The sequence below is a fragment of the Rhodococcus sp. SMB37 genome (assembly GCF_004345605.1).
In the GTDB taxonomy this organism is placed as follows: Bacteria; Actinomycetota; Actinomycetes; order Mycobacteriales; family Mycobacteriaceae; genus Rhodococcus.
Window position 1 is genome coordinate 23,953 of sequence record NZ_SLVY01000016.1, and the last position, 26,603, is coordinate 50,555.

The following is a 26,603-nucleotide window of genomic DNA, read 5'->3' on the forward strand; positions in this document are numbered from 1 at the left end:
CCCCAAGCCAGCGGGGGCTGTGGTACGCCCAGGTGTTGAACCCGGGCGTACCTTTTATTACTGCCCAGTACTTGGAGTTTCGGGGCAGTCTCGATCATGGTCTCGTCACCGAGGCAATGCTGCAGGCTGCGCGCGATGTGGAATCGGGCTTTCTCTTTCTCGCTGACGGAGACGGCGTTCCCGAGCAATTCGTCGATATCGAATATGTCGATGATGTCCCATATGTCGATTGTCGAGGGTTCGATGATCCGGAAGCCGCTGCGCATCGTTGGATGACTGCGCGCTTCTCGGCGCCACTCGATCCCCTTCGCGACCGCCTTATTGCCAGCACCCTGCTGCACGTGGCCGACGAGCGATATTTCCTGTCGAGCTACGTCCACCACATTGCCCTCGACGGCCACGGGGCCATGATCCTGTTGAGCCGGGCCGCGGAGCTGTACTCGGCGTGGATCGCAGGCGAAGAGACTCCGCCGGTCACGTCACTGCCGATCGAGAAGATCCTCGACTTCGAAACCGCGTATGTGGGATCGAAGCGACAGGCCGGTGACCGCGAACATTGGGCCCAGCGTCTGGCAGATCTGCCCGAGCCGCTCTCTCTGATCGGCGACGTCGCGCCCCCTACGGTCCCGGCGCGGCGATCAGGAACTGCTGTCACCTCCGGGCTTGCCGAAGCGATCACAGCACGGGCGCAGGAAGTGAATGCCACCGAGGTGCCGATCGTGCTCGCAGGGTTCGCTGCGTTCTTGGCTCGTACTCGAAGCACCACCGATGTAGTGCTGTCGCTTCCCGTATCGGCGCGCACCACCGCTGCGCTGAGACGTTCCGCGGGCGTCATATCCAACGTGGTGCCGCTACGCGTACACCTCGATCTGTCGGCGCCGGGGACCGATCTGATTCGTAGCGTTCAGGTGGAGATGAACGGTGCGCTGCGTCATCAGCGGTACTCCTACGCCGACATGCTCGCCGACCTCCGCGCACTCGGCCGCGAACACACCGAGACGCGCAACGCCTTCGGGCCGGTCGTCAACATCATGAATTTCCATCAGCCGATCGTCTACGGCGACGTACCGGCCGATTACCACGTGCAGTCCACCGGGCCGGTCGACGACCTGTCGATGAATGTGTATGCGGGGATTCCGGGGAAGACCCTCCGCGTCGACTTCGAAGCCAACCCCAACCTGTACACACAGGACTACCTCGATTTCCTGCACCGCAGGTTCCTCGACTTCCTCCTTGAGTTCGTCAGCGACCCATCGGCACCGGTGGGAGATCTGCCGTTCGCCACCGCCGACGAACTCGACGGCTTCACCCCTGCGCGTGGCAGTGAGGCACCCGCCCCGCAGGTGTTGCCTGATCTCCTCACTGCACACTGCGACACCGACCGCATCGCCGTACACGACCGCGACCGCTCGCTCACCTACCGCGACCTCGACGCCCTCTCCGACGAACTCGCCCACCGCCTCGTCGCTGCCGGTGCCGGCCCCGAGGATCGAGTCGCGGTGTTGCTGCCGCGCTCGATCGACTCCGTGATCGCGTTGTGGGCCGTCGCGAAAACCGGTGCCGCCTACACCCCCATCGACCCGGAACTCCCGGACATCCGCCTCACCGAACTGCTTGCCGACGTGCAGGTTGCCGTCGCGGGAGAGCGGTCGCTTCCTGCACACGTCGTGCCGGTCGCGCCCGCCGCACAGCGTGAGACGTCCGAGAAGTTCACCGCCGAGCACCGGCTGCGCCTACTGCACTTCGACAACCCCGCGTGGGTGATCCACACCTCCGGCTCCACCGGCACCCCGAAGGCCGTCGCCGTCGGACACCGCGGCCTCGCCGCGCTGGTGGCCACCCTGCGCGACCGCTACAGCGCCGACGCCGACTCGCGTGTGCTGCACCTCGCCGCACCCAGCTTCGACGCGTCGCTGCAAGAACTACTGCTGGCATTCGACGCAGGCGCCACCGTCGTCCTCTGCCCACCCGACGCTGTCGGCGGTCCCGCCCTCGCGACACTGCTGCGCACCGAACGCGTCACCCACGCGATCACCGCACCCGCCGTCCTCGCCGTCACCCCCGAACACGGGTTGCCCGATCTGACGATGCTCGACGCCGGCGGCGAATCGTTGCCGCAGGCCGTCGCCGACCGCTGGTCGCCAGGCCACACCATGCTCAACGCATACGGACCGACGGAAACCACAGTCCTCGCGACGCTCAGCGCGCCACTGGAACCCGGCGCCGGTGTCCCCATCGGGCGACCCATCGACGGCATGACCGCCGTCGTCCTCGACTCCCGCCTGCACCCTGTGCCCGTCGGAGTGTCCGGCGAGCTGTACCTCGGGGGAGACGCCGTGGCCCGCGGCTACCTCGGTGCACCTGCACTCACCGCCGAGCGGTTCGTCGCATCCCCGTTCGGCGGTCGTATGTACCGGACGGGCGACGTGGTGCGCTGGCACTCCGACGGACAACTCGTCTTCCTCGGCCGCGCCGATCAGCAGGTGAAGATCCGCGGTCGCCGGATCGAACTCGGTGAAATCGAAGCGGCACTCACCTCGTTCGACGCCGTGCGTGCCGCCACCGTTGTGGTGCGCGGCGAGCACCTCGCCGCCTACGTGGTGGGCGACGTCGACGTTGCCGACCTCACCATCCACCTCGCCGAACAACTGCCCGGCTATCTGCGGCCCACGTCGATCACCGTGCTCGACGCCCTGCCACTCACCCCGGGCGGCAAGATCGACCACCGTGAACTGCCCGCCCCCGCGGTCGCCTCTACCGGGTCGAGGCCGCTGAACGGCCCCACCGAACTACTTGTGGCCGAACTGTTCACCGACCTCACCGCAGCCGACAATGTGGGCGGTGACGCCGACTTCTTCGCACTCGGCGGCCACTCACTCGGCGCCGCGCAGCTCGCCGCGCGCCTGGGCGCCGCACTCGGGCGCGACGTGCAGCTCCGCGACGTGTTCGAGCACCCAACCGTCACCCGGCTCGCGGCCGCAGCCGAGGCACGCCCGCTCGCTACGTCGGGTCCGGTCGCGCTGGCCGACACCGGACCGGCCCCGCTCGCCCCGGCCCAGCAGCGACTGCTGCTCCTCGCCCGCGCGCACGGCGACCCCGCCGCCTACCACCTGCCGTTCGCCCTCCACCTCGACGGCGCACTCGACGTACCTGCACTGCAGGCCGCGATCACCGATGTGCTCGGCCGCCACGACATCCTTCGCACCGTCTTCTCGATCACGAGCGACGGACCGGTACAAGAGGTGCTCGGGATCGACGCTGCCGTCCCGGCATTCGACCGTGAGGCGATCGATGAGGCGGCTGTCGATGCGGTGATCGGCGAGTGGGTGGCAGCCCCGTTCGACCTCACCGCCGAGATCCCGTTCCGCGTCCGGCTGTTCTGCGTGGCCGAGGATCGGCACGTGCTTGCGGTGGTCGCCCACCACATCGCGCTCGACGGCGCCTCGTTCGTGCCGCTGACCACCGACGTCGCCGTCGCCTACGCCGCGCGCGTCGACGGGCAGGCACCCGCGTGGGAGCCGCTGCCGCTGCAGTACCGCGACTACGCCCGCTGGCACCGCGACCGGCTCGGCAACGCCGCCGACCCCGCGAGCCCCGCCGGCCGCGAACTCGCCTATTGGACCACCACCCTCGGCGGGCTCGACGCCGCAGCGCCCCTGCCCACCGACCGCCCCCGCAACGGCGGGTTCGGCCCGGCCTCCGCGGTGGAGTTCACGGTGCCCGCAGACCAGGTCGACGCCCTGCGCTCGGTCGCCGCCGCCCACGACGCCACCGTGTTCATGGCCGTGCACGCCGCCGTCGCGGTGTGGTTGTCGGCGTGGACGTCCGGCCGCGACATCGCGATCGGCACCGGCACGGCCGGCCGCGACCACCCCGACCTCGACGCCCTCGTCGGCATGTTCGTCGGTACCGTCGCACTCCGCCTCGACGTCGACCCCGCCGCCCCCTTCACCTCGCTACTCGCCGCCGCCCGGAGCGTCGACCTCGACGCATTCGCGCACGCCACCGTGCCGTTCGAGCAGGTCGTCGACGTACTCGGGTTCAGCCCCTTCAGCGTGATGCTCGCCTACGACAACGTCGACGTCCCCGACCTCGAACTTCCGGGCCTCACGGTGCGGCCGCAGGAAATCGGCTCGGCACGAGCACGGTTCGACCTCGAGATCTCGATACGCGCCATGCGCGACGGATCTTTGACGGGCCGCCTCGTCTACGACACGACCTTGTTCGACCACACCACCATCGCCGCATGGTCTCAGCGTCTGGGCACGGTGCTCGAGCACGTCGCACAGCACCCCGCCGAGCCGGTGAGCGACGTCGACCTCGGCGCCGTGCCGGTGACAGTCGCCGAACCCGGACCCGAAGCCACCTTCGCGGAGATCATCGAACGATCCGCGGCGCGGGTCGTCGAGCCCGGTGGCGAGCCGATCCACATCGCGACTGCCGCCCGGCCGCTGGCGTGGTCGCTGCTCGGCAGGGGAGTGGGAGCCGAAGACCGTGTCGCGGTGATGTTGCCGCGCGGGGCGTCGTCGGTGATCGCGGCTGCCGCCGTGACACTCACCGGCGCGGCGTTCGTACCCGTCGATCCCGGCCAGCCCGCCGCTCGTATCAACGCGCTGCTCACCGACTCCGGCGTCGCGTACGCCATCGCAGGGCCCGACGTGCCTGTGCCGTCCGGTGTGGAGATCGTGCCGTTCATTCTCGACGGCGACACCCGTGAGATCACCGACGGCGACCGCACGCGTCCGGTGCATCTCGACAACCTCGCCTACCTCGTTTACACCTCCGGGTCGACGGGTAAGCCGAAGGGCGTGGCGGTCGCGCACCGCGGACTCGGGCCGCTCGCACAGTCGTTCGTCGACCATTTCGCACTCCACGACGATGCCCGCGTGCTGCACTTCGCGAACCCCGCTTTCGACGGCGCCGTGCTCGAGCAGGTGATGGCCCTGACCGCGGGCGGGACCCTCGTGGTGGCGCCGCCCGAGCTGTTCGGCGGCGACGAACTGCTCGAGCTGCTTCGTCGCGAACGCATCACGCACTGGTTCACCACGCCGTCGGTGCCCACCCAGTTTGACCCTGCGGGACTCGACGACCTCGAAGTCCTCGCGGTGGGCGGCGAGATGTGGCCTGCCGAGACCGCGGCACGGTGGTCGCCGGGCCGAACCATGCTGAATGTGTACGGGCCCACCGAAACCACGGTGATCGCCACCTCCAGCACACCGCTGCACCCGGGCGAGAAGCTCACCATCGGCACCGGGCTCGTCGGTGTCACCGCCGCGGTGCTCGATCATCGCCTGCAACGCGTGCCCGACGGCGTGATCGGCGAGCTCTACCTCATGGGTCAGGGCGTGGCCCGCGGCTACCTCGGCGCCCCCGCCCTCAGCGCCGAGCGTTTCGTCGCCGATCCTTTCGGGGGCGGACGCATGTACCGCACGGGCGACCTCGTGCGCTGGACCCGCGACCACGCCCTCGAATTCGTGGGCCGCGCCGACCACCAGGTCAAGATCCGCGGGTTCCGAATCGAACTCGGCGAGATCGACACCGTCCTGCACGAGCATCCGGGTGTGCGCACCGCCGTGACGCTCGTCCGAGACAGTGCGCTCGCCGCCTACGTGCACAGCCCCGACACCGAACTCGACGGGCGCGAGATCCGCGACTGGCTTGCCTCGCGCCTGCCGCGACACATGATGCCCGCCACCGTCACCGTGCTCGACGCGATGCCGCTCACCAGCACCGGCAAGATCGACCGCGCTGCACTGCCCGACCCCGCGGGTGACTCCACCGCCGACCGCGGGTTCCGGAGCGTCACCGAAGAACTCGTCGCTGGGATCGTCGCCGATGTGCTGGGCGTGCCCGTCGTTTCGGGCGATGACGACTTCTTCGCGATCGGCGGCAATTCGCTGCTCGCCACCACGCTTGCTGCCCGCCTCGGTGCGGTCGCCGCTCGGCGCGTGGGTGTGCGCGACGTGTTCGAGAATCCCACCGTCGCCGACCTCGCACGCGTGGTCGGATCCTCCGACGCGGTTGCCGCCATCCCGCTCGTTCATGACGAAGGCACCGCCGACACACCACTTGCGCCCGCACAGCAACGCGTGTGGCTCGTCAACCGGTTCGATGTCGCGGCCGACACGGACGGCGGCGACCACATCGCGTTCGCCGTGGATCTCCCGTCCGACACGGATCTCGACGCCCTGCGCGCCGCGTTCTCGGACGTCATCACCCGGCACGAGACGCTGCGCACCATCTACCCCGACAGCGGCGACGGCCCGCGTCAGCACCTGCTCGATACCGTGGAACTCGACCTCGAGCCGGTCGAGGCACCCGTAGACCTCGACGATCGGATGGGCGAGTTCGCTCGCGCACGTTACGATCTCACGGTGGACGCGCCGGTCCGCGCCGCGCTCTACCGCACCACCGACGGGTTCACGCTCGCTGTGGTGCTCCACCACATCGCAGCCGACGGTCTGTCGCTGCTCCCACTCGGTCGCGACGCCGCGACCGCATATGCTGATCGTCGAGCCGGCGAGACCCCCGACCTCGCCGGCTCGACGGTCACCTACCGCGACTACGCGCGGTGGCACGCAGCTGTTCTCGGCGACGAGACCGTCCCCGGCAGCCTCGCCGCGACGCAGCTGGCGCACTGGAAGGAGACGCTCGCCGGCGCCCCGCCGCTGCTCGAGCTGCCCGCCGACCACCCGCGCAGCAACATCACCACCGGCGCGGCCGGGCAGGTCGGGTTCACGGTGCCTGCCGAATTGCATGCCGCGATCGACAAACTGGCCCGCGCCAACGACGTCACCCCGTTCATGGTGATACACGCTGCGTTTGCGACGCTGCTGCATTCGCTCGCCGCCACCGACGACATCGTTATCGGCACCCCCGTCTCCGGTCGTACCGAGGCCGCGCTCGACGACATGGTGGGCATGTTCGTCGGCACCGTCCCGCTGCGGCTGTCGGTGCGGCCGCGGGACAGCTTCACCGACCTGCTCGCCGAGGCGCGCCGCGCCGATCTCGACGCGTTCGCCCACGCCGACGTCCCCTTCGACCGCATCGTCGACGCGGTGGGCGCGAGCACCAGCGGGCATCACCCGGTGTTCCAGGTGATCCTCGCCTACGAGAGCTTCGGCATCGACACCTTCGCGGTACCCGGCACGACGGTGCGTGAGCTGCCGTCCGGTGCTGCGCGTGTGGACCTCGAACTGGGCATCCGCGATCACCGCACCGCCGCGGGTACCCCGGCGGGTCTCACCGGGACCTTCCGCTTTCCTGCGGAAATGTTCGACACAGCCACCGTGGTGGAGTGGCGTAAGTGGCTTGTGGGTATCCTCGATTCGGTTACCGCAGACCCGGCTCTGCCCGTCGGCGGTATCCCACTGCGTGGCGCCGACCACACCCCCGTCGGCGTCACGCTCCCCCCGGTGGCCACCTCGCCCATCGACCTCCTCGCTGCCCGCGTCGCCGACGACGCCGAAGCCGTCGCGCTGTCCGATGCCGGTGAGAGCCTCACTTACGGACAGCTGTGGTCGCGCTCCGGCGGACTGGCCGCGCTGCTGCACGAGCGGGGGGTCGGCACCGACGACGTGGTGGCCGTGGCGTTGCCGCGCTCGCTCGATCTCGTCGTCACGCTCCTCGCCGTCGCACGAGCGGGGGCGACGTACCTGCCGGTGGACGTCACCCACCCACCGGCGCGCCTACAGGCGTTGTTTGCCGACGCATCGCCGTCGATTGTGCTCGCCCACAGTGGCTTCGACTCGTCCGTGCCTGCTCTGCACATCGACGACCCCGAGGTCGCCGCCCGCATCGAGGACGGCGCCGACTTCGACACGCCGATCCCCACCGACAGCGGCGCCTACCTGATCTACACGTCGGGTTCCACGGGCACCCCGAAGGGTGTGCTCGTCACCCACCGCAACCTCGCGACGCTGCTCGCCGCCACCACGTTCGACCTCGGCTGCGTCCCCGGCGATGTGTGGTCGCTGTTCCACTCGCCGGCCTTCGACTTCTCGGTGTGGGAGATGTGGGGCGCACTCACCACGGGCGCGCGCCTCGTCGTGGTCGATCACCACACTGTCCGCGATCCCGCAGCATTCGCCGAACTCCTCGGCCGCGAGCACGTCACGGTCCTGAACCAGACACCGCGCGCCTTCTACCAGCTCGCAGAACTTGACGCGCAACTGCCCGACCTGCGGCTCGTCGTCTTCGGCGGCGAAGCGCTCGACCCGACCCGTGTGACACCGTGGGCGCGGCGGCACCCGCACGTCCACGTGGTCAACATGTTCGGTATCACCGAGACCACGGTGCACGTCACCGCCGGCGAAGCCACCGCCACCGGCATCGGTACCCCGATCCCGGGGATGGGCGTCGAGGTCCTCGACGTGTCGCTGCGGCCGGCGCTCCCCGGCGCGATCGGCGAAATGTATGTCACCGGAGATCAGCTGGCCCGCGGTTACCGCGACCGGCCCGGCCTCACGGCGGTCCGGTTCGTCGCCGCAGCCGGTGGTGCCCGCCGCTATCGCACCGGTGATCTCGCCCGCCGCGACCGCTCCGGCGGATTGCGTTATCTGGGCCGCGCCGACCATCAGATCGAACTGCGCGGCTATCGCATCGAACCCGGCGAGATCGAAGCCGCTCTCCTTTCATGCGACGGCGTCACCCAGGCCGCGGTGCTGCTGCGCGACGACCGGCTCGTCGCCTACCTCGTGGGCGGCGACAGCACTGCTGCGCTGGACGAACTGCGCCGCACCCTGCCCGACTACCTCGTGCCCGCGGCCGCCGTGTCGCTGGACGAATTGCCGCGCACCGCGAACGGCAAGCTCGACCGCGACGCCCTGCCGGCTCCCGAGATCACGAGCGCCGGGGGAGCAGCGCCGCACGGGCCCGTCGAAGAACTCGTCGCCGAGGTCGTCGCCGGTCTGCTCGGCGTCGATGCAGACCACGGTGCCGCACAAGTCTCCGCGACCGACGACTTCTTCCACCTCGGCGGCAACTCGCTGCTCGCCACCCGCCTCGCCGGGCGCCTCACCGACATCACCGATGTCGACGTCACCGTCCGCGACATCTTCGACGCGCGCACCGTCACCGGGCTCGCCGCGATCATCTCGGAGCGCACCGGAGCCGGACGCTCGCGTCCGCAACTGGTGGCGGGTGACGGCCCCGCTCCGATGTCCGCTGCGCAGCAGCGACTGTGGTTCGTCAACCGCTTCGACCCGGCCTCGCCCGGCTACAACCTTCCGTTCGCGGTGCAACTCGACGGCGACCTCGACGTCGACGCTCTCGCCGCCGCCCTGAGCGATCTCGTCGAGCGGCACCACACGCTGCGCACCGTGTATCCCACGGCAACCGAGCAGGTGCTGCTGCCCGCCGAACCCGTCGTACTCGACCCGATCGCCGTCCCTGACGACGCACTCGACGAGTTCGTCACCGAATTCGCCTCTACCGGATTCGATCTCACCGTCGACCGCCCGCTGCGCACCCGTCTGTACCGGACGGCTCCCGAGCGGCACGTGCTCGTGGTGGTGCTGCACCATATCGCCGCCGACGGATGGTCGCTCACCCCGCTGCTGCGCGACGTCGCCGTCGCCTACGAAGCCCGCCACGCGGGCTCGTCGCCGACGTGGTCGCCGCTGCCCGTGCAGTACAGCGACTACGCACGACGCCAACGCGCGATGGCCGACGACCAGCTCCCGTTCTGGCTCGATGCCCTCGCCGACCTGCCGGAGGAAACCACGCTGCCGGGCGATCGTCCGCGTCCGTCGGAGCCCACCGGACGCGGCGCCGCGCACGTGGTGTCTCTCGACGCCGAACTCGTCGACGGCCTGCAGAACCTCGCCCGCACCGGACACGCAACGCTGTTCATGGTGTTGCACGCCGCGCTTGCGACCCTGCTGCAGCGACACGGCGCCGGCCACGACATCCCCATCGGCACCGTCGTCTCCGGCCGCGGCGAACCGCAACTCGACGACCTCGTCGGCATGTTCGTCGGCACCCACGTGCTGCGCACCGACGTGAACCCCGACGCGACGTTCACCGACTTCCTCGAGCAGGTGCGCGGACGCGACGTCGCCGCGTACATGCATCCCGACGCGCCGTTCGAGACGCTCGTCGAGCACCTCAACCCGGTGCGCAGCGCGGCGCGTCACCCGCTGTTCCAGGTGTCGCTGTCGCTGAACCGGCCCGTCGTCGACACCGCCGCGCTGCCCGGCATGGACGTGTCGGTGCGGCCCGTCGACACCCGCTACACGCAGCTCGACCTGCAGGTCACCGCGACCCCGACCGGAACCGGCCTCGACCTCGAATTCTTCTACAGCACAGACCTGTACGACGAGGCGACCATCGCCGCTGCCGCAGGCCGGTACTCCGCGATCCTCCGCGCCGCGGTCACCGACCCGCAGATCCGACTCGGCGACATCGACCTCATCGACCGACAGAACCCCGTCGTGGAAGGCCGCTTCGCCGCGTCGACCCGGTCGCTGCGGCAGCGTCTCGCCGCCGGCGCCGACTTCGGCGGCGACAACCTGGCCGTGCGCGACGGCGATCGCGAACTGACGTACCCCGAACTCGTCTTCTACGCCGATGATCTCGCCGCGCGCCTGCAGGACGCCGGTGTGCGCCCCGGCGATGCGGTGGCGTGTGCCGTACCGCGGTCGCTGGAGTCGGTGCTCGCGGTGTGGGGCATCGTCCGCGCCGGGGCCGCCCCGATGCTCGTCGACCCCGCCCAGCCCACCGCGCGCCTCGCCGCGATGCTCGACGGCGTCACCGTCGGTGTGGGCGAGGACGACGCCCTGCCCGGCGCGGTGACGTGGGTGCCGGTCGACAACGGCACCGACTTCGATCCCGTCCCGGTGTTCGAGCCGGCACCCGATTCGCCCGCGTACTACGTGTTCACCTCCGGCACGTCCGGTAACCCCAAGGGCGTCACCATCACCCAGCGCGGCGTCAGCGCATTCGCCGACGATATCGCCCAGGATCTCGCCGCCGCGCCCGGCGACCGCGTGCTGCATGTGGCCGCACCCAGCTTCGACGCGGCGATGCTCGAGATCCTCACCGCCGGGATCGCCGGTGCCACACTGGTCGTGGCCGACACCGACAGCTACGGTGGCGCCGCCCTCGCCGACCTCCTCGAACGCGATGCCATCACCCACGCGGTGATGACGCCGTCCACCCTCGCGACCGTGCCGCCCCGCCACCTGCCGCACCTGCGGGTGCTCATGCTGGGCGGCGACCGGCTCACGTCCGCGCTCGTCGACCGCTGGTCGCCGGGACGCACCCTGATCAACAGCTACGGCCCCGCCGAAACCACCATGTTCGTCACCAACTCGCAGCCGCTGCATCCGGGCGACGACATCGTGATCGGCACACCTGTGCGCGCGTCGTCGGTGGTGGTGCTCGACGACCGGTTGCAGCCCGTGCCTGTGGGCGTGATCGGCGAACTGTATGTGGGCGGTGGACGTCTCGCCACCGGCTACCGCGGTGCCCCGTCCCGCACCGCCGAACGCTTCATCGCCGCACCCGACGGCACCCGCCGCTATCGCACCGGCGATCTCGTGCGGTGGCGGCGCGACGGCACCCTCGAATTCCACGGTCGCAGCGACAGCCAGTTCAAGCTGCGCGGTGTGCGTATCGAGCCCGGCGAGATCGATGCGGCACTGTCGGCGCAGGACGGTATCGATCGTTCTGTCACGTTGCTGTGCAACGGGATTCTCACGTCGTATGTGACACCCGCCGAGGTGGATGTCGACGAGGTTCGCCGCGACCTGCGCGGCGTGCTGCCCGCGCATCTGGTGCCCACCGCGATCGTGCCGCTCGGCACGATCCCGCTCACCGCACACGGCAAGATCGACGTCGCGGCGCTGCCTGCGTTGCCGGCATCGGGATCGTCCGAACCGGTGACCCTCACCGAGATGACGGTGGCGAGGATCCTCGGCGACCTGCTCGTGCGGGACACAGTGGGCCGCGACGACGACTTCTTTGCCGTCGGCGGTAACTCGCTGCTTGCGACCGTGCTCGTCGGACGCCTGCGCGATGAGACCGGCGTGAACGTGTCGCTGCGGACGCTGTTCACCCACTCGACCGTCGACGCGCTCGCCGCGGTGATCGACGCCGGTGGGTCCGTGCGTGAGGACGGGCCGGTCGCGGTGTCGCCGCGACCCGGGCGCATTCCACTCAGCCGCGCCCAGCGTCGCCTGTGGGGCCTGGGCACCCTCACGCCCGAGGCGTATCGCCTGCACAGCACCGTGCAGCTACGCGGCCCGCTCGACGTACCCGCCCTCGAAGATGCGCTCGACGACGTGACGCAGCGCCACGAGATCCTGCGCACCGACTATGCCGTCGACGGCGACGGGGTGCACCAGGTGGTGACCGGCCGGGGGCGGTGGTCGAGCCGGCTCGAACCTGTCGCCGAGAACCTGCACGTGCTGCACCTCGACGTCGACCACTCCATCGCCGACGGCGCCTCGCTGCGCCCGCTGCTGCGCGATCTCACCGTCGCCTATCTCGCACGTCTCGCAGGGGAGGCCCCGGGGTGGCAGCCGTTGCCGCTGCAGTACGCCGACTACGCACTGTGGGAGCAGGAGCGCGGTGTTCCGGAAGCCGATGTGGTGCACTGGAAGCGCGCACTCGACGGTCTCGCCGTCACCGAATTGCCCGTCGATCACACCGGCGCCGAGGCCGTGGCACAGCGTCTCGACTTCGAGATTCCCACCGGCGTACGGGAGCGGGTCGCGGATCTCGCGCGTGAGCACGGCGCCACCGAATTCATGGTGCTGCACGCCGCGCTGTCGGTGCTGCTCGCCCGCCTCGGCGCGCACGACGACATTGCCATCGCCGCGGTCACGGGTGGACGCCACTGGGCGCAGCTCGAAGATCTCGTCGGGCCGTTCCTCGACACGCTCGTGCTGCGGGCACGCGTCGAATCCGACATGCCGTTCGCCGGTCTGCTCACCCAGGTGCGTGACTTCGACGTCGCCGCGTTCGACCACACCGCCATGCCGTTCGAACAGGTCGTCGCCGACATCCACGGGACCCCGCAGGTGGCGCTGGCGTTGCAGGACTTCGGCCTGGAGCCGCTGCGGGTGAGCGAGCTGACGATCGAGACACAGGAAAGCGTCGACGACACACCGAAATTCGACCTGCAGTTCTCGTTGGGGGCTTCGTCCGGCGGCTACGCGGGGACGTTGTTGTTCGACGCGTCCCGCTTCACCGAGCCCAGCGCCGCGCGACTTGCCGAGCGGTTCGTGACGATCCTCGACGCCCTCACCGCCGCACCCGACGCCGCGGTGGGAGAGGTCGAATTCGCGCCGGTGGCCGCGCCTCTCGTCGGCGGCAGCCCCGCGACGATACGCACCCTGCCGGAACTGCTGCGCGCCACCGCCGCGGCGCATCCCGATCGTGAAGCGCTGCGCGGCGACGGCGTCTCGCTCACCTACCGCGAACTCGAAGAACAGTCCGACGCCCTCGCAGACGAACTGCGCTCGTCCGGAGCGGGACCGGGCCGGGTCGTGCCCATCGACCTGCCCCGCAGCGTCGACTACATCCGCATGCTGTGGGCCGTCACGAAGACCGGTGCGGCGTTCACGTCGTCTGCCGGCATGGACTCCACCGGTGTGGAGGTGCAGTGCCCGCCCGACGTCGCCTACGTCGTCGCCACGTCCGGTTCCACCGGCACCCCCAAGCGCGTCGCCGTCACGCACCGCGGACTCGCGCCGCTCGCCGCGGAGGTGGGGCCTCGTTACCGAGTGGGCCCAGGTGACCGTGTACTACAAGGTTATTCGCCGGCCTTCGACGCAGCGCTGCTCGAACTGCTCCTCGCGCACACGACCGGGGCGACGCTGGTGGTCGCACCTCCCGATGTGTATGCGGGGGCAGATCTGCACCACCTGCTCGTCGACGAGCACATCACCCACTACCTGTCGACGCCCACCGTGCTCGGCACCCTCGACCCCGACGGGCTACCGGATCTGCGCGTGGTCGCGTCGGGCGGCGAATCGCTCTCGCCCGCGCTGGCCGCGCGGTGGGCTGCCGGCCGCACGATGCTCGACGCTTACGGGCCCAGCGAAGCGACGATCGTCTCGACCCTCGTCGAGATCACCGGCGACACCCCGGCCGGTATCGGAAGCCCGGTGCCGGGCACCGTCGCTCACGTCCTCGACGCCCGGCTGCGTCCGGTACCCGACGGCGCCGTCGGCGAGCTCTACCTCGCCGGTGAAGGATTGGCTGCCGGATACCTCGACGAGCCTGTGCTCACCGCCGAGCGTTTCGTCGCGGCGGCGGACGGCACTCGCGTGTACCGCACGGGCGATCTCGTGCACCGCACCGGGGAGTCACTTGCCTACCGGGGCCGAACCGACCGTCAGCTCAAGGTGCGTGGCGTGCGCATCGAACCCGGCGAGCTCGAGGCGTCGCTGCTCGCGCAACCCGACGTGCGGCATGCCGCGGTCCTCGCGCTCGGCGGCTCGCTCGTGGCATTCGTCGCGGGCCGTGAGCTGACCGCGCAGAACGTGCAGGCGTCGCTGTCGCTGGTGGTGCCGCCACAGCGCATGCCCGGTCGCGTGCGCGTGGTGGACGCACTGCCGCTCACCCCCAACGGCAAACTCGACGTCTCGGCGCTCGAAGCGTTCGATGCCGCGCAGCCGTTCGACGATGTGGTGGTCGACGATCGTCCACTCACCGACGCCGAAGACCTCGTGGTCACCGTCGCCGAACACGTCCTCGGCGCGCGGCCGTCCGCGCACCGCGGGTTCTTCGCGGCGGGCGGCGACTCGCTGTCGGCCGTCGTGTTCGCCGCGCGCCTCACCGATGCCTTCGAGGTGGACGTGCCGGTGCGGTCGGTGCTGCACGCACCGACACTCGCGGCGCTGGCCCACCGCATCGGAGGGGAGCGAGGTGACGAGGACGTCCGAATCCCACTGCGGCACTACGATACCGACGTCTCTGTGCCGCTCGCTCCCGCGCAGCGACGACTGTGGCTGCTGAACCGCGTCGACCCCGACACGGCGGCGTATGTCGTGCCGGTCGTCCTCTCGCTCACCGGTGAACTCGATGTGGACGCGTTGGCTGCGGCGGTGAGCGACGTGATCGATCGCCATCGGATCCTGCGCACCGCACACACCGACGCCGGTCAGGTACTTCTCGATCCGCCTGTACTCGAACATCTCTCGCGTACCGATGTCGATGCGGCGATCGCCGAGACCGTGGCTGACCCGTTCGACCTCGTCACCGAGGCGCCACTCCGGATCCGGCTGCTCGACGTCGAGCCCGGCAAGTGGATCCTCGCCGCCGCCGTACACCACATGGCGTTCGACGGCGGCTCCGTCGGCCCATTGCTCGACGACCTGTCGCGTGCCTACACCGCCCGACTTTCCGGTGACACACCGCAGTTCGCGGAGCTGACCGTGACCTACAGCGACTACGCGCGCTGGCAGCACGACCTGCTCGGCGACCCCACCGACCCGACGTCGCTCGCCGCGCGGCAGCTCGACTACTGGGCGACGATCTTGAGCGGCGCCCCCGACGGCCCGCTGCCGCTGCCCACCGACCGGCCGCGACCCACACGCCCGACGCATCGTGGTGAGCAGACCGTCGTCCACCTCGACGCAGACCTGCAACGCCGGCTCCGCGAAGCGGCACGCAACCACGACGTGACCGTGTTCATGCTGGCCCACGCTGTGCTCGTCGCGCTGCTCGCACGGCGCAGCGGCCGCGACGACATCACCGTCGGCACCGCAGTGGCCGGGCGCGGCGACCCGCAGCTCGAGCGCCTCGTCGGTATGTTCGTCGGCACCGTGCCGCTGCGCACCGTCATCGACCCCGCCCGCCCGTTCGACGCACTGCTGCGCGACATCCGCGCCGCCGACCTCGGCGCGTTCGCGCACGCCGACGTGCCGTTCGAAGAGGTGGTCGCGAAGGTCGCGCCGACGCGGGAGCAGGCCTACCACCCGCTGTTCCAGGTATTGCTCACCCACCGTGCGGTGGCCGGCGAGACGCTGCCGCACCTGCCCGGACTGCAGATCACCGAGGCCGACGTCGGTGCACCGCCCGCACAGTTCGATCTCGTGCTCGAGATCGTCGAACGGGGCGACCACAGTGATATCGACCGCAAGGGCATCGACCTGCGTCTCGTGCACGCCGTCGACCTCTTCGACACCGCCACCGCGGAGTCGCTGCTCGCGGACTACGTGTCGCTGCTCGGTGATGCCGTGGACCGCCCGCAACTGCCCGTCGGCGACCTCGCCGTCCCCGCACCCGCACCGTTGTCCACGCCCGCCGTCGAACCCCGCACCCTGGTGGAGCTGCTCGAGGGCGCCGTCGCAGAGCACCCCGGTGCGATCGCCGTGCAGGCGGGACGTGTCGCGTGGACGTACTCCGGGCTCTCTGCCCGCGCCGACGAGATCGCCGCCGACCTCGCCCGACGCGGTGTGGGCCCCGGCTCCGTCGTCGCGATTTCGTCTCCGCGCGATCAGCATTGGCCGCTCGCGGTGTGGGCCGTCGCCAAGAGCGGCGCCGCGTGGGTGTCGGTGGATCCGGCGCAGCCCGCCGCGCGCATCGACGCAATCCTGCGCGACTGCGGCGCCGTCTTCGGACTCACCGTCGGTGAGGACGGACCCGGCAACATCGCCTGGCTCGACCTCACCGCCGACCGCGACGACGTGCTTGTGCCCGCAGCACCGGCCGTGCGCGTCGACGACGTCGCCTACGTGATCTACACATCCGGCACGACGGGCACCCCGAAGGGCGTCGAGGTGACGCACCGCGGACTCACCGCCCTCGTCGACCTGCAGCGCGAACGCCTCGACGCCGCGCCCGGCGTGCGGGTGCTGCAGGCGGCGTCGCACACCTTCGACGCCGCGGTGTTCGAACTGCTCACTGCGCACGTGCACGGCGGCACACTGGTAGTGGCGCCCGAGCACACCTTCGCGGGAGAGCCGCTGCAGCAGTTGATCATCGACGGGCGCATCACCCACGCCAACCTCACACCGACCGTGTTGGCGACCCTGTCGCCGGATGTGGCGCCGATGACCGTCGTCGCCGCGGGTGAATCGCTTTCTGCTGCGCTTGCCGGCAAGTGGAGTGCGCACCGGTTGTTCAACGGATACGGCCCCACCGAGCTGACCGTCGGCGTCTCTGTGGGTGGACCACTGCTCGGTGATGCGAAACCCGGCATCGGAGTTCCGGTCGCGGGTGCTACCGTCCACGTCCTCGACGCGCGGCTGCACCCGGTTCCCGTCGGCGCGGTGGGGGAGCTGTATGTGAGCGGAAGCGGACTCGCCCGCGGATATCGCAACCGACGCGGCGATACCGCAATACGATTCGTGGCCGATCCGTTCGGTGCACCCGGCGACCGGTTGTATCGCACGGGCGACCTGGTGCGGATCGATGCGTACGGAGAACTCGACCACGTGGGCCGCGCCGACGACCAGGTGCAGATCCACGGCATCCGCGTCGAACCCGCCGAGGTCGACGCCGTGCTCCTCTCCGACCCGCAGGTCGGCGCAGCCATCACCGTCCCCAGCTCCGCCGCCGCCGGCTCTTCCGGCGACACCGTCCTCGCTTCCTACGTTCAGGGCACGGCGACGGTCGCAAGCCTGCGACGACGCGTCGCTGCCCAGCTCCCGCGCCACCTGCGGCCCGCGAGCATCACCGTCGTCGACGCCATGCCGTTCACGTCGTCGGGGAAGATCGATCGCGCAGCACTGCCGACACCTGCCCCGGCCGGAGCCGAGTTCGTGCCGCCGCAGGGACCGATCGCGCAGACCGTCGCCGCGGTCTTCGCCCGGAATCTCGACGTACCTGTCGAGAGCGTCTCTGCCGACCACGGTTTCTTCGATCTCGGCGGGAGTTCCATCACCGCTGTTGCGGTGGCCGGCGATCTGCGCGCCGAACTCGATCGGGACATTCCACTCGAATGGCTCTTCACCGCAACGACAGTCGACGAACTCGCCCACCACATCGAGCACGGCGGTGCGACACCCGATCCGCTCGGGACGGTCGTCGAACTCGCTGCCGGCGACACCGGTCCGCCGCTGTTCTGCATCCACCCCATCAGCGGGCTCTCGTGGACCTACCGCGGTCTCGCCGATCACCTGGGCGGCCGCTCGCTTTACGGAGTGCAGGCCACCGGATCGGGTGACATGCCCCACAGCATTTCCGAATTCGCCGCGCGGTATATCGACGCCATCCGTAATATTCGGCCCGATGGTCCCTATCACCTGCTCGGATGGTCGGTCGGTGGCACCATCGCTCACGAAATGGCTGTGCAGCTACGGGAGAGCGGCGACCAGGTGGGGGTGCTTGCACTGCTCGACACCCTGACCCCGGAAACCCTTCCGCTCGGAGAAACCTCTGAGCCGGAACCCGACGTCGACACCCCCCAAGTCGATATCTCAGCACTCGATATCGCAGCGCTGCCCGACGAACTCGTGGGCGACGCGCTCCGCCGCATCGACGCAGCAGCAGATGCCATCGAAGCGGCCGCGCTGCGGCACACGCCACGTACCTACGAGGGCGACATCGATTTGTTCGTCGCCACCCCAGATCTTGACCGGCACCCGGATCTCGCTGCCACCTGGCAGCGATACGTGCACGGTCTCGTCGTCGAACACCCGGTGCCGTACACGCACTCGGAGTTGACCGGCGCGGATGCTCTGCGTTCGTTCGGTCCGGTTCTCGCCGGTGCGCTGGCGGATCGCGACGACTGTCCTACCGTGCCCGTTGGGTGCGCAGTAACCGCAATGAGGGAGACGCCCTGATGGAAGTACACGATTACCTGCGAATTCTGCAGGCGAGGTGGAAGATCGTCGCGGTCACGACGGTGGTCGCCGTTCTCGCCGCGCTCGGTGCGTCACTGCTCACCACGCCGCAGTACGAAGCGAAGACGCGGATGTTCGTGTCGACGTCGTCGGGCGGATCGGTGCAGGAGATCTACCAGGGCAACCTGTTCTCGCAGCAGCGTGTCGCGTCGTACACCAAGCTGCTGACGGGTACGAACCTCGCCGAGCGCACCATCGACACGCTCGGATTCACCGACGTGACACCCAACGAACTGGCCTCGAAGGTCACTGCGGCGTCGGCCCCCGACACGGTCCTGATCGACATGGCCGTGACCGACCCGTCGCCCGAGCGGGCGCGCGACATCGCCAACGCGATGTCCGACGAGTTCGTCGTCATGGTCCGTGAGCTCGAAACCCCCGAGAACGGCGGTCCTCCCACGGCGCGCGTCGTGGTGGAAACCCACGCCTCGACCCCGTCGGCACCGGTGACACCCAAGACCACGCGCAACGTTGCGCTCGGTCTGGCCGTCGGCGTTCTGCTCGGCATCGCCCTCGCGGTGCTGCGCGATCGCCTCGACAACACCGTCAAGGACCGCGAGACCATCGAAGAGATCGCCGGAGCCGGTGTGGTCGGTGTGATCCCGATGGACAAGGCGCGACAGGAGACGCCGCCCATCTCGTTCGTCGACGCCAACAGCGGTGACGCCGAGGCCTACCGCGAAATGCGCACCAACCTGCAGTTCCTCGAAGTCGACCACCCGCCGCGCGCGATCGTGGTCACCAGCGCACTGCCCACCGAAGGCAAGACGACCACCGCGATCAACATTGCGCTGGTGCTCACCGAGGCCGGGCACACCGTCGCACTCGTCGAGGGCGATCTGCGTCGTCCGCGTGTGTCGAAGTACCTCGGTGTGATGGGCGGAGCCGGTCTGTCGACCGTGCTCGCGAACCAGGCGTCGATCGCCGACGTCATGCAGACCACCAAGTACGACGGCCTGTGGGTGCTCGGTGCGGGCGCGTTGCCGCCGAACCCGTCCGAGCTGCTGGGCTCCGAGCACGCCCGCCATGTGCTCGAAGATCTGCGGTCGCGGTTCGATTACGTCATCATCGATGCGCCGCCGCTGCTGCCCGTCACCGACGCAGCCGTGCTCAGCACCATCACCGACGGCGCGCTGCTCATCGCGCGTTACGGCAAGACCACCAAGGAACAGCTCTCCCGCGCGGTCGGCAATCTGCGTTCGGTCAACGCGACCGTGCTGGGCACGATCCTCAACATGACCCCGTCGAAGGGTCGTGGCGGATCGTACGAGTACCGCTACTACTACGAGACGGACAAGCCGGCTGCCGGCGCTGCCAAGGCTGCGCCTGCCACACCGGTTGCGGCGCAGCCCGCTCCCGTCGCCCAGCGAGTCGTGAATCCGCCGGTTCCCCGGAGTCCACAGGGCCCCGAGCAGGATCAGCATGCGACGCCCGATCAGACGCAGGCGATGCAGTACCGCACCAGCGGCGACTATCCGCGCAGCAGTGGTGATGGCAGCGACTATCCGCGCAGCAGTGGTGATGGCAGCGACTATCCGCGCAGCAATGGTCACTCCTGGCGGGTATCCGAGTTCCCGCAGGCACCGTCACGCCACAGCGACGAGCAGTACCCGCCGCAGGCGTACTCGGCCGTGCAGGGCTACGGACCCAACAACGGTCATGCATCCGAGAATCAGGTATCGCGGCCGGTGATCCAAGCACCGCGACGCCCGGTGGACGACTCAGACCCGGATTCGGGCAAGCAGGGGTAGCAACAGATCGGCAATCTCCGAACCGACCGCGACGAACGTCTCCTCGTCCTGGCCCATCGGATCGGTGATGTCTTCCGGCCCGGGCTCAGCAGTGTGCTGAGCCCGGGCCGCTGCCAATTCTGCGACGGTGGTTGCGCCACTCGCCTCCATGAGACGGGCCGCTTCCTTCAGGGTGAACGTCACGCGCATCATGCGCGGTGCCACCTCGACGACCTTGTTGCGCTGCCGTTCGCTCATGGTGATGACCATGTCGGAATCTTCCGCGAGCTGCGGTGAGATGCGCTGTGCGGTGAACCCCTCGGGGTCTCCACCGAGTTGCTGCAGCACCAGCGCTGCCGTGGGCTCCATCCCGTGCCCGACCATTGCGCGGGTACCACCGCTGTGTGCGGTGAGATCGGTCCGGCCGGCCTCGGCCGCGTATGCGGAGGTCAGACGTTCAGCGGTTGGCGAGCGGCAAACGTTTCCGGTGCACACAAAGAAGATCCGCATTGGGCGATCGTAGGGGACGCTGCCTGACATGTCGGCTGTGGGACACCGCGATGTGGCGTTGCAAACATGTTGTATTTCGCCCGGTCTGCACTGCCGGTGAAAGAAACTCCAGGTGAGCGACGGGACGTGTCCGTTTCGTGACAGGAGTGTTGTCGTTTCGTCCGGTAAGGGTGTTTGGCAGGCCTCCCGTTTTCGCGCACACTGTGCTCATGTGGTGGTGGATCGCAGTGGGACTGATGGCCTGGCTGACAGTGTCGGCCGCCATTGCGTTCGCTGTGGGGGCGTTCCTGCGGGTGGCGGAGCGAGAAGAACAGCTCGTCGAATTGCAGCGTGAGCAACGCGATCACGCGCAGCCACCCCTCCTGAACTGACCGACCGCATCGATAATGGGACATTCCGGTTCTTCCCGGCGTGCAATGCCCCTTCGTCGCGACACGGCTCGTTACCTGCGATAACGTGCAGACGAAGCTGCGCCTGACAGAGGTGGGTTTCGCGTGCCGCTCACGACGCGGGCGCACCAGAAAATTTCGGGGAGGAAATTTATGAATTCTGTCGCGAAGAAAGCTGCCCTCACTGCTGCCGGTGCCGCTGCGTTGGCGTTCGCCGTCCCGGGTGTCGCATCCGCTGCCGGCCCGAACGTCTCCGCGTCCGCGGACGACACCTCGATCACGGTCGACTTCGACCTGCCGCAGGACTCCGTCGAACTCGGCGCCACCTGCGTCACCTATGTCCTCGAGCCGGGCACCGTCGACACCGCGACCCCGTCGGGCCGCATCGACAACCAGCCCGCCGGTACCAAGTTCTCGGTGAGGAACACCGAGACGTCGTCGGCCACCTACGTCAAGGACGGCGCGCCCGCTCAGACCGGTGCTCGCGCGCTGACGCCGGGCACGTACGACGTCTACTGGGGTTGCCAGGACGCCGCGGGCACCACCTACGACAACATCTTCGACGCATCGGGCCGCCCGTTCGCGAAGGAACCCATCACGGTGACCGTCGGTGGCGGCGAGGCCGCGCCTGCCGAGGGTGCACCCGCCGAGTCCGCTCCGGCCGCGCCCGCTGAGGGTGCTCCGGCACAGGCGGGGCCCGTCTCCGACGAGCCGGTGACGACGCCGGAGCCGCCGCTGGAAGAACTGCCGATCGATCCGATCCAGTGGTTCCTCGACTTCATTCGAGACCTGCTCGCACCTCAGTCCTCGCAGCCGTGAGGTGAACTCGTAGTCCCGGCGGTGCCCTCCTCTACGGGCGCTGCCGGGCCGCTACGAGGCGGTTTGGCAGAGCTCTGATTCCAGGGCTATAGTGACGACGGTCACTCACAAGGGGTGGATGTGACCTGCGTCCGCCGGGCAAACCGGCGTCGAGTGCGACGAGGATTGACTTGAGCACCTGCATTACCGATTCGACGTTCGACAGCTCCGCCGCACCGGGGAGCACCGAGTGGATCAAAGCCCACCTCGCGCGGATGGATGAAGACGTTCAGGGCGACGACAGGGCAGTAGACCGACGCAACTGACATCATCCGCGTGCTGCGAAGTCAGCCGCGCGTTGTCTGCAGCGCGCGGCTGTCCGCAGCGGAAGCGTTCGGAGGCTCGATGACCGGTGTCCCCGGTTTCGACGATCTCGATGTAGATGAGCTGTCGGCCCGCGCGGGAGCGAAATGGGCGCAAGCGACAGCAGAAGGGTTGATCCCGTCCTGGGTCGCCGACATGGACTTCCCCGTAGCCCCGGAGATCCGGCGCGCGCTACACGACCGGATCGACAGCAGCGACCTCGGATACCCCGACTGGTTCCGCGGCACACCGCTGCGTACAGAATTCTCCCGGCGCATGGCCGCGCGATACGGGTGGGAACCCGATCCGGAAGCGGTCCGTGAGCAGACCGACCTCATTCAGGCATTGCAGATCATCCTGCATCTCGCCACCACCCGCGGCGACGCCGTCGCGATCCAGACCCCGAACTACCCGCCGTTCCTCTCCACGCTGAGGCGAATGGGATTGCAGCAGATCGACTTTCCGTTCGTCGACACCGGCCACAGGTGGGAACTCGACTTCGATACCTTCGAGCAGTCGGTCGCGCGGTATCGTCCCCGGGTTCTGGTGCTGGTGAACCCGCACAACCCGACCGGACGCGTGCACACCCGCGACGAACTCGAGCGCATCGCCGACATCGCCGAGCGATTCGACATCCTCGTCGTCAGCGACGAGATCCACGCCGAGTTGACCTACGAGCCGCACCGGCACATTCCCTTCGCATCACTCGGCAGTGCGGCCGCGGCACGCACGGTGACCATCACGTCGGCGAGCAAGGCCTTCAATCTGGCCGGACTGCGCTGCGCCGTGGTGCATTACGGACCATCTGGTCTGTTGTCGCGACGCGACGGAGAACCGTTCGATCTGTACGGGACGGTGTCGGTGCCGGGAGTGGTGGCGACACTGGCCGCCTGGCAGGACGGCGACGCATGGCAGACCGACCTGCTGCGGGTGCTGGAACGCAATCGCAGACGCGTGCACGAGGTGCTACGAGCCGAGGTTCCCGCTGCACGACATCATGTGCCCGAAGCAACGTACCTGTCGTGGATCGACACCGGCCCACTCGGAATCGACGACCCCGTGACCCGCATAGGTGAGCGCGGCGTCCTCGTCGAAGGAGGTTCACGGTTCGGGCTCGATTCCCGAAACCACGTGCGGATCAACTTCGCAACGTCGGACGCGCTGCTCGGGAGGATCCTCGACGGTGTGGTCGCCGGACTGTCGACAGGCGGGCGCAGGAAAGCCCCGCCGGCGAATTGAGGGGGGAGGAGCCAGCGGGGCTCTGCGCTGCATCTCCTGTGTCGGGGAGGACTTCAGGGAGATACGGCCACCCGAAGTGGCCGTTGGCAAGTCTAAGTGAGCCTGGATGATTCGTCCAGAACCGATACCGAATGGTGATGTAACGCCGAGATTCGGGGAAGTTCATGCGCTAATCGCCGACGCGGACGGGCACTGCACGAGAGTCGTCGGGATGCCGGTGGGTGGGCCCGTTCGTGTGGCGCCGACGCCGGCGACGCCTGTTCCGGACGCTGTACCAGTAGCCCCACACGGCGATGCACAGTCCTACAGCCGACAGCAGATCCGATTCGGTGAGTCCGTGATCGGGCGTGACCACATAGAGGACACGGCCTTCGATCGGCCCGTTGAGGAGAACCCACAAGCAGGACGCGACGGCAGCGGCGAGGCTCGACAGCAGATGCGGGCGGGCAAGACACCACGTGGACGCCGCGAAGAGCGAACACATGGCGACGAGTGAATAGAACTCGACGTTCTCCATGTGCGGTCACCATCCTTCGCGCTGCGTACCCGAACCACTGTACTCAGCGCGACGCCGCGCTTGCCGTAGCTGCGCGGGTGTTCTGGGTTACTCTCAGCCGCCCCGGACGCCGGTGCGCTCGCGCTGCTCACGCATCCACTTCGGCGCGATGAAGACGCCCTCGGCCTCCACACACACTCCCTCCGGACCGGAGATGGTTCCCGTCGCGAACGCCTTGGCGCCCTCGATCCGATCGAGCTGCGCCTCGCAGCGCAGATCGCCGAGCGGGGTGGGACGCCGATACTTCACGGTGAGCGTGCCCGTCATTCCCGGAGCGCCTGCGTGGCGGGCTGTGTCTCCGAGGAGTTGATCGAGCACCAAGGCGGAGACTCCACCGTGCGCGAACCCGGCGGGCCCCTCGTAGCCGGCGTGGAGATGGAAGTCGGCCCACACCCGACCGTCGTCCTCGAACTGGAAGTCCAGCGGCGGCGCGATCGGGTTGCGCAGTCCGATCGCGGCGTTTCCCCACGTCCTGAAGGTGCCGGAATCGTTGAAGCGCGTCCCGTACGGACCGGTTTCCCGATCCTGTTCGAGGACCGACTTGGCGTCGGAGAGGTGTTTGCGGGCAGCGAGGATGTCGTCGTCGCCGCCACGAGACTGGATCGACAGCACGATGAGGTCGCGCAGATCCTGGGCAAGCGGCTGGTAGCGCGCTGCCTGAGCTGCGATTTCTTCGTCCGACAACCCATCGTTGACGTACAGCCGGAAGGTGTCGAGCGAGTCCATCATCGTCGAGTATCTCCAATTTCGCGCAAAATCATCCCTCCCATCCGAACAGGGACCGTGTGCCCTTGTCAAAAGGAGTAGCCGCTGATCGGGATTGCTATCGCCAGCGAGCGGGAGCATCGGAGTCGGCTTCGAGGGGGCGTTGATAGGACAGATCGGACGTGTCGCGGGTGCCCTTGAGGAAGGCCTGTTTCGTGAAGAAGGGCGACTGCAGAAGCGATGCGTCGGCCGAGGCAGTCCACTCCACCGTCGACCTGCGCACCGCGATCCGCCAGGTGCCGTCGCGCTTCTCGAGCCGGTCGATGTAGCGACCGCTCATCAATTGCACTGTGGACGAACCCTTTCCGAGCAGTCCGACGATGGCATAGCTCTCGCAGTGTGCGGTGTCGCCGTCGATCTCGCACGTGTGGGTGGTGATGTTGTGGGTGTGGGCGTCTGCCGTCGCGGCATGGGTGGAGTTGGCCCAGCCCGCGTAGTCCGGTCCGCTGTTGATGGTCGCGCCGTGCTCGTCGACGCCGTCGTCATGGTAGGTACCACCGAGAAGGTCGGTGTCGTGTCGGTCACATCCGCGTGCATGGTTCGCGATGCAGTCCAGAATCGCCGTCCTGTCCATCAGGTACTGCACGTTGCGTTCGAGATCGGTCAGGTCGGTCATGCGACGGCTTCCTCGCCGACGAGTGTGGTGCGGTGCAGAAGCCGAGGTGACGTGGCCGAATACGGCACCGCGCGGTGCAGCATGCCCGTGTTGTCCCACAGCACGAGGTCGCCGGGCTGCCAGTGATGGCGCAGTGAGAATCGCGGCTGCGTCGACCATGCGAGGAGGCGTCCGATCAGGCCTTTGCCCTGCTCTTCGGGCCAGCCGACGACGTGCGAGGCGGTGGCGCCGATCAGCAGTGACTTGCGGCCGCTGCGCCGTGTCCACACCAGCGGATGCTCACGCTCGGGCACCCGAGCCCACGCGGCCTCCTGCTTCTCCGTCGGATCGGGGTTGGCCAGCCGCTGGGCCGTGGCGAAGCTGTGCACCACGCGGAGCGTCTCGAACTCGGCCTTGTCCTGGTCGGAGAGGGCTTCGTACGACGCGTAGGTGTTCGCGAACTCGGTGTCGCCGCCCTCGTCGGACACCTGCAGCGCGGTCAGCAGCGTGCCCTTCTGGGGGACCTCATCGGTGGCGCCGTCGATATGCCAGTGGAAGGTGCCGGTGTTGTACGCCGCGAGGACCGTCTTGGCGGGATCGAGGCTGATAGCGGACACCTCGGGGTGGTCTTCCTGGCCGCCCATCGGCGGAACGACGACCTCACCGAGCATGCGGCTCAGTTCGACGAGATCGCGGTCGCTGATCTTTGCTTCGCGGAACACGACGACGCCGTATTCGTCGACCAGTTCTCGGCAGCGCGCGGCGGCCCCCGGGTCGTTGAGCGTGTGGCCTGCGACGCCGGTGATCTCTGCGCCGATTTCTTCCGAGATGGGGGTGATGTCGGGAAACAAGGTGCGG

At 68.7% G+C, this 26,603-nt stretch carries 11 protein-coding genes; 6 read left to right on the top strand and 5 right to left on the bottom strand.

Annotated features, from left to right (window positions below):
* Positions 1-32 precede the first annotated feature (32 nt).
* Both EV641_RS22400 and EV641_RS22405 read left to right on the top strand, forming a co-directional pair.
* Positions 33-18,740, top strand: a complete 18,708-nt coding sequence (locus EV641_RS22400) for a non-ribosomal peptide synthetase (RefSeq protein ID WP_241997405.1) — start codon at positions 33-35, stop codon at positions 18,738-18,740.
* The gene (locus tag EV641_RS22405) at positions 18,740-20,551 is read left to right on the top strand and encodes a polysaccharide biosynthesis tyrosine autokinase (protein ID WP_132474677.1); all 1,812 of its coding nucleotides are present in this window, start codon (positions 18,740-18,742) and stop codon (positions 20,549-20,551) included. The genes EV641_RS22400 and EV641_RS22405 overlap by 1 nt, the downstream gene beginning before the upstream one ends.
* Here the strand turns inward: EV641_RS22405 and EV641_RS22410 are convergent.
* Complete coding sequence (locus EV641_RS22410) at positions 20,522-21,040, bottom strand: protein-tyrosine-phosphatase (protein WP_054718984.1); 519 nt, start codon at positions 21,038-21,040, stop codon at positions 20,522-20,524. The two genes, EV641_RS22405 and EV641_RS22410, sit on opposite strands and share 30 nt — an antisense overlap.
* 209 nt (positions 21,041-21,249) lie before the next feature.
* On the opposite strand from EV641_RS22410, the gene EV641_RS29545 reads away from it, so the two are divergent.
* The 4 genes from EV641_RS29545 (at position 21,250) to EV641_RS22420 (ending at position 23,829) form a co-directional block, all read left to right on the top strand.
* Positions 21,250-21,411 (top strand): hypothetical protein, encoded by a 162-nt coding sequence (locus EV641_RS29545; RefSeq protein ID WP_199233355.1) that lies wholly within the window; start codon positions 21,250-21,252, stop codon positions 21,409-21,411.
* Positions 21,412-21,582: 171 nt separating this feature from the next.
* Positions 21,583-22,248, top strand: a complete 666-nt coding sequence (locus EV641_RS22415) for a hypothetical protein (protein WP_132474679.1) — start codon at positions 21,583-21,585, stop codon at positions 22,246-22,248.
* A 170-nt stretch (positions 22,249-22,418) separates the two neighbouring features.
* The gene (locus tag EV641_RS30200; protein WP_277874520.1) at positions 22,419-22,553 is read left to right on the top strand and encodes a hypothetical protein; all 135 of its coding nucleotides are present in this window, start codon (positions 22,419-22,421) and stop codon (positions 22,551-22,553) included.
* Between the two features lie 79 nt (positions 22,554-22,632).
* Complete coding sequence (locus EV641_RS22420; RefSeq protein ID WP_132474681.1) at positions 22,633-23,829, top strand: aminotransferase class I/II-fold pyridoxal phosphate-dependent enzyme; 1,197 nt, start codon at positions 22,633-22,635, stop codon at positions 23,827-23,829.
* Positions 23,830-23,998: 169 nt separating this feature from the next.
* Here the strand turns inward: EV641_RS22420 and EV641_RS22425 are convergent, their stop codons facing one another.
* The 4 genes from EV641_RS22425 to EV641_RS22440 all read right to left on the bottom strand — a co-directional run bounded on the left by EV641_RS22425 (position 23,999) and on the right by EV641_RS22440 (position 26,596).
* Positions 23,999-24,346, bottom strand: a complete 348-nt coding sequence (locus EV641_RS22425; protein WP_054716442.1) for a hypothetical protein — start codon at positions 24,344-24,346, stop codon at positions 23,999-24,001.
* A gap of 93 nt (positions 24,347-24,439) precedes the next feature.
* Positions 24,440-25,111, bottom strand: coding sequence for a PaaI family thioesterase (locus tag EV641_RS22430; RefSeq protein WP_347238246.1), 672 nt, complete (start codon positions 25,109-25,111; stop codon positions 24,440-24,442).
* A gap of 97 nt (positions 25,112-25,208) precedes the next feature.
* Positions 25,209-25,766 (bottom strand): nuclear transport factor 2 family protein, encoded by a 558-nt coding sequence (locus EV641_RS22435; protein ID WP_054716448.1) that lies wholly within the window; start codon positions 25,764-25,766, stop codon positions 25,209-25,211.
* Positions 25,763-26,596 (bottom strand): TauD/TfdA family dioxygenase, encoded by an 834-nt coding sequence (locus tag EV641_RS22440; RefSeq protein WP_132474685.1) that lies wholly within the window; start codon positions 26,594-26,596, stop codon positions 25,763-25,765. Before EV641_RS22440 ends, EV641_RS22435 begins: the two co-directional genes overlap by 4 nt.
* Positions 26,597-26,603 lie beyond the last annotated feature (7 nt).

What these genes read in the sequence shown, in the direction of transcription:
- EV641_RS22425 (WP_054716442.1), bottom strand. Translation starts at nt 24,346, where the DNA reads ATGGAGAACGTCGAGTTCTATTCACTCGTCGCCATGTGTTCGCTCTTC.
- EV641_RS22435 (WP_054716448.1), bottom strand. Translation starts at nt 25,766, where the DNA reads ATGACCGACCTGACCGATCTCGAACGCAACGTGCAGTACCTGATGGAC.
- EV641_RS22430 (WP_347238246.1), bottom strand. Translation starts at nt 25,111, where the DNA reads ATGGACTCGCTCGACACCTTCCGGCTGTACGTCAACGATGGGTTGTCG.
- EV641_RS22420 (WP_132474681.1), top strand. Translation starts at nt 22,633, where the DNA reads ATGACCGGTGTCCCCGGTTTCGACGATCTCGATGTAGATGAGCTGTCG.
- EV641_RS22405 (WP_132474677.1), top strand. Translation starts at nt 18,740, where the DNA reads ATGGAAGTACACGATTACCTGCGAATTCTGCAGGCGAGGTGGAAGATC.
- EV641_RS22410 (WP_054718984.1), bottom strand. Translation starts at nt 21,040, where the DNA reads ATGCGGATCTTCTTTGTGTGCACCGGAAACGTTTGCCGCTCGCCAACC.
- EV641_RS22415 (WP_132474679.1), top strand. Translation starts at nt 21,583, where the DNA reads ATGAATTCTGTCGCGAAGAAAGCTGCCCTCACTGCTGCCGGTGCCGCT.
- EV641_RS29545 (WP_199233355.1), top strand. Translation starts at nt 21,250, where the DNA reads ATGTGGTGGTGGATCGCAGTGGGACTGATGGCCTGGCTGACAGTGTCG.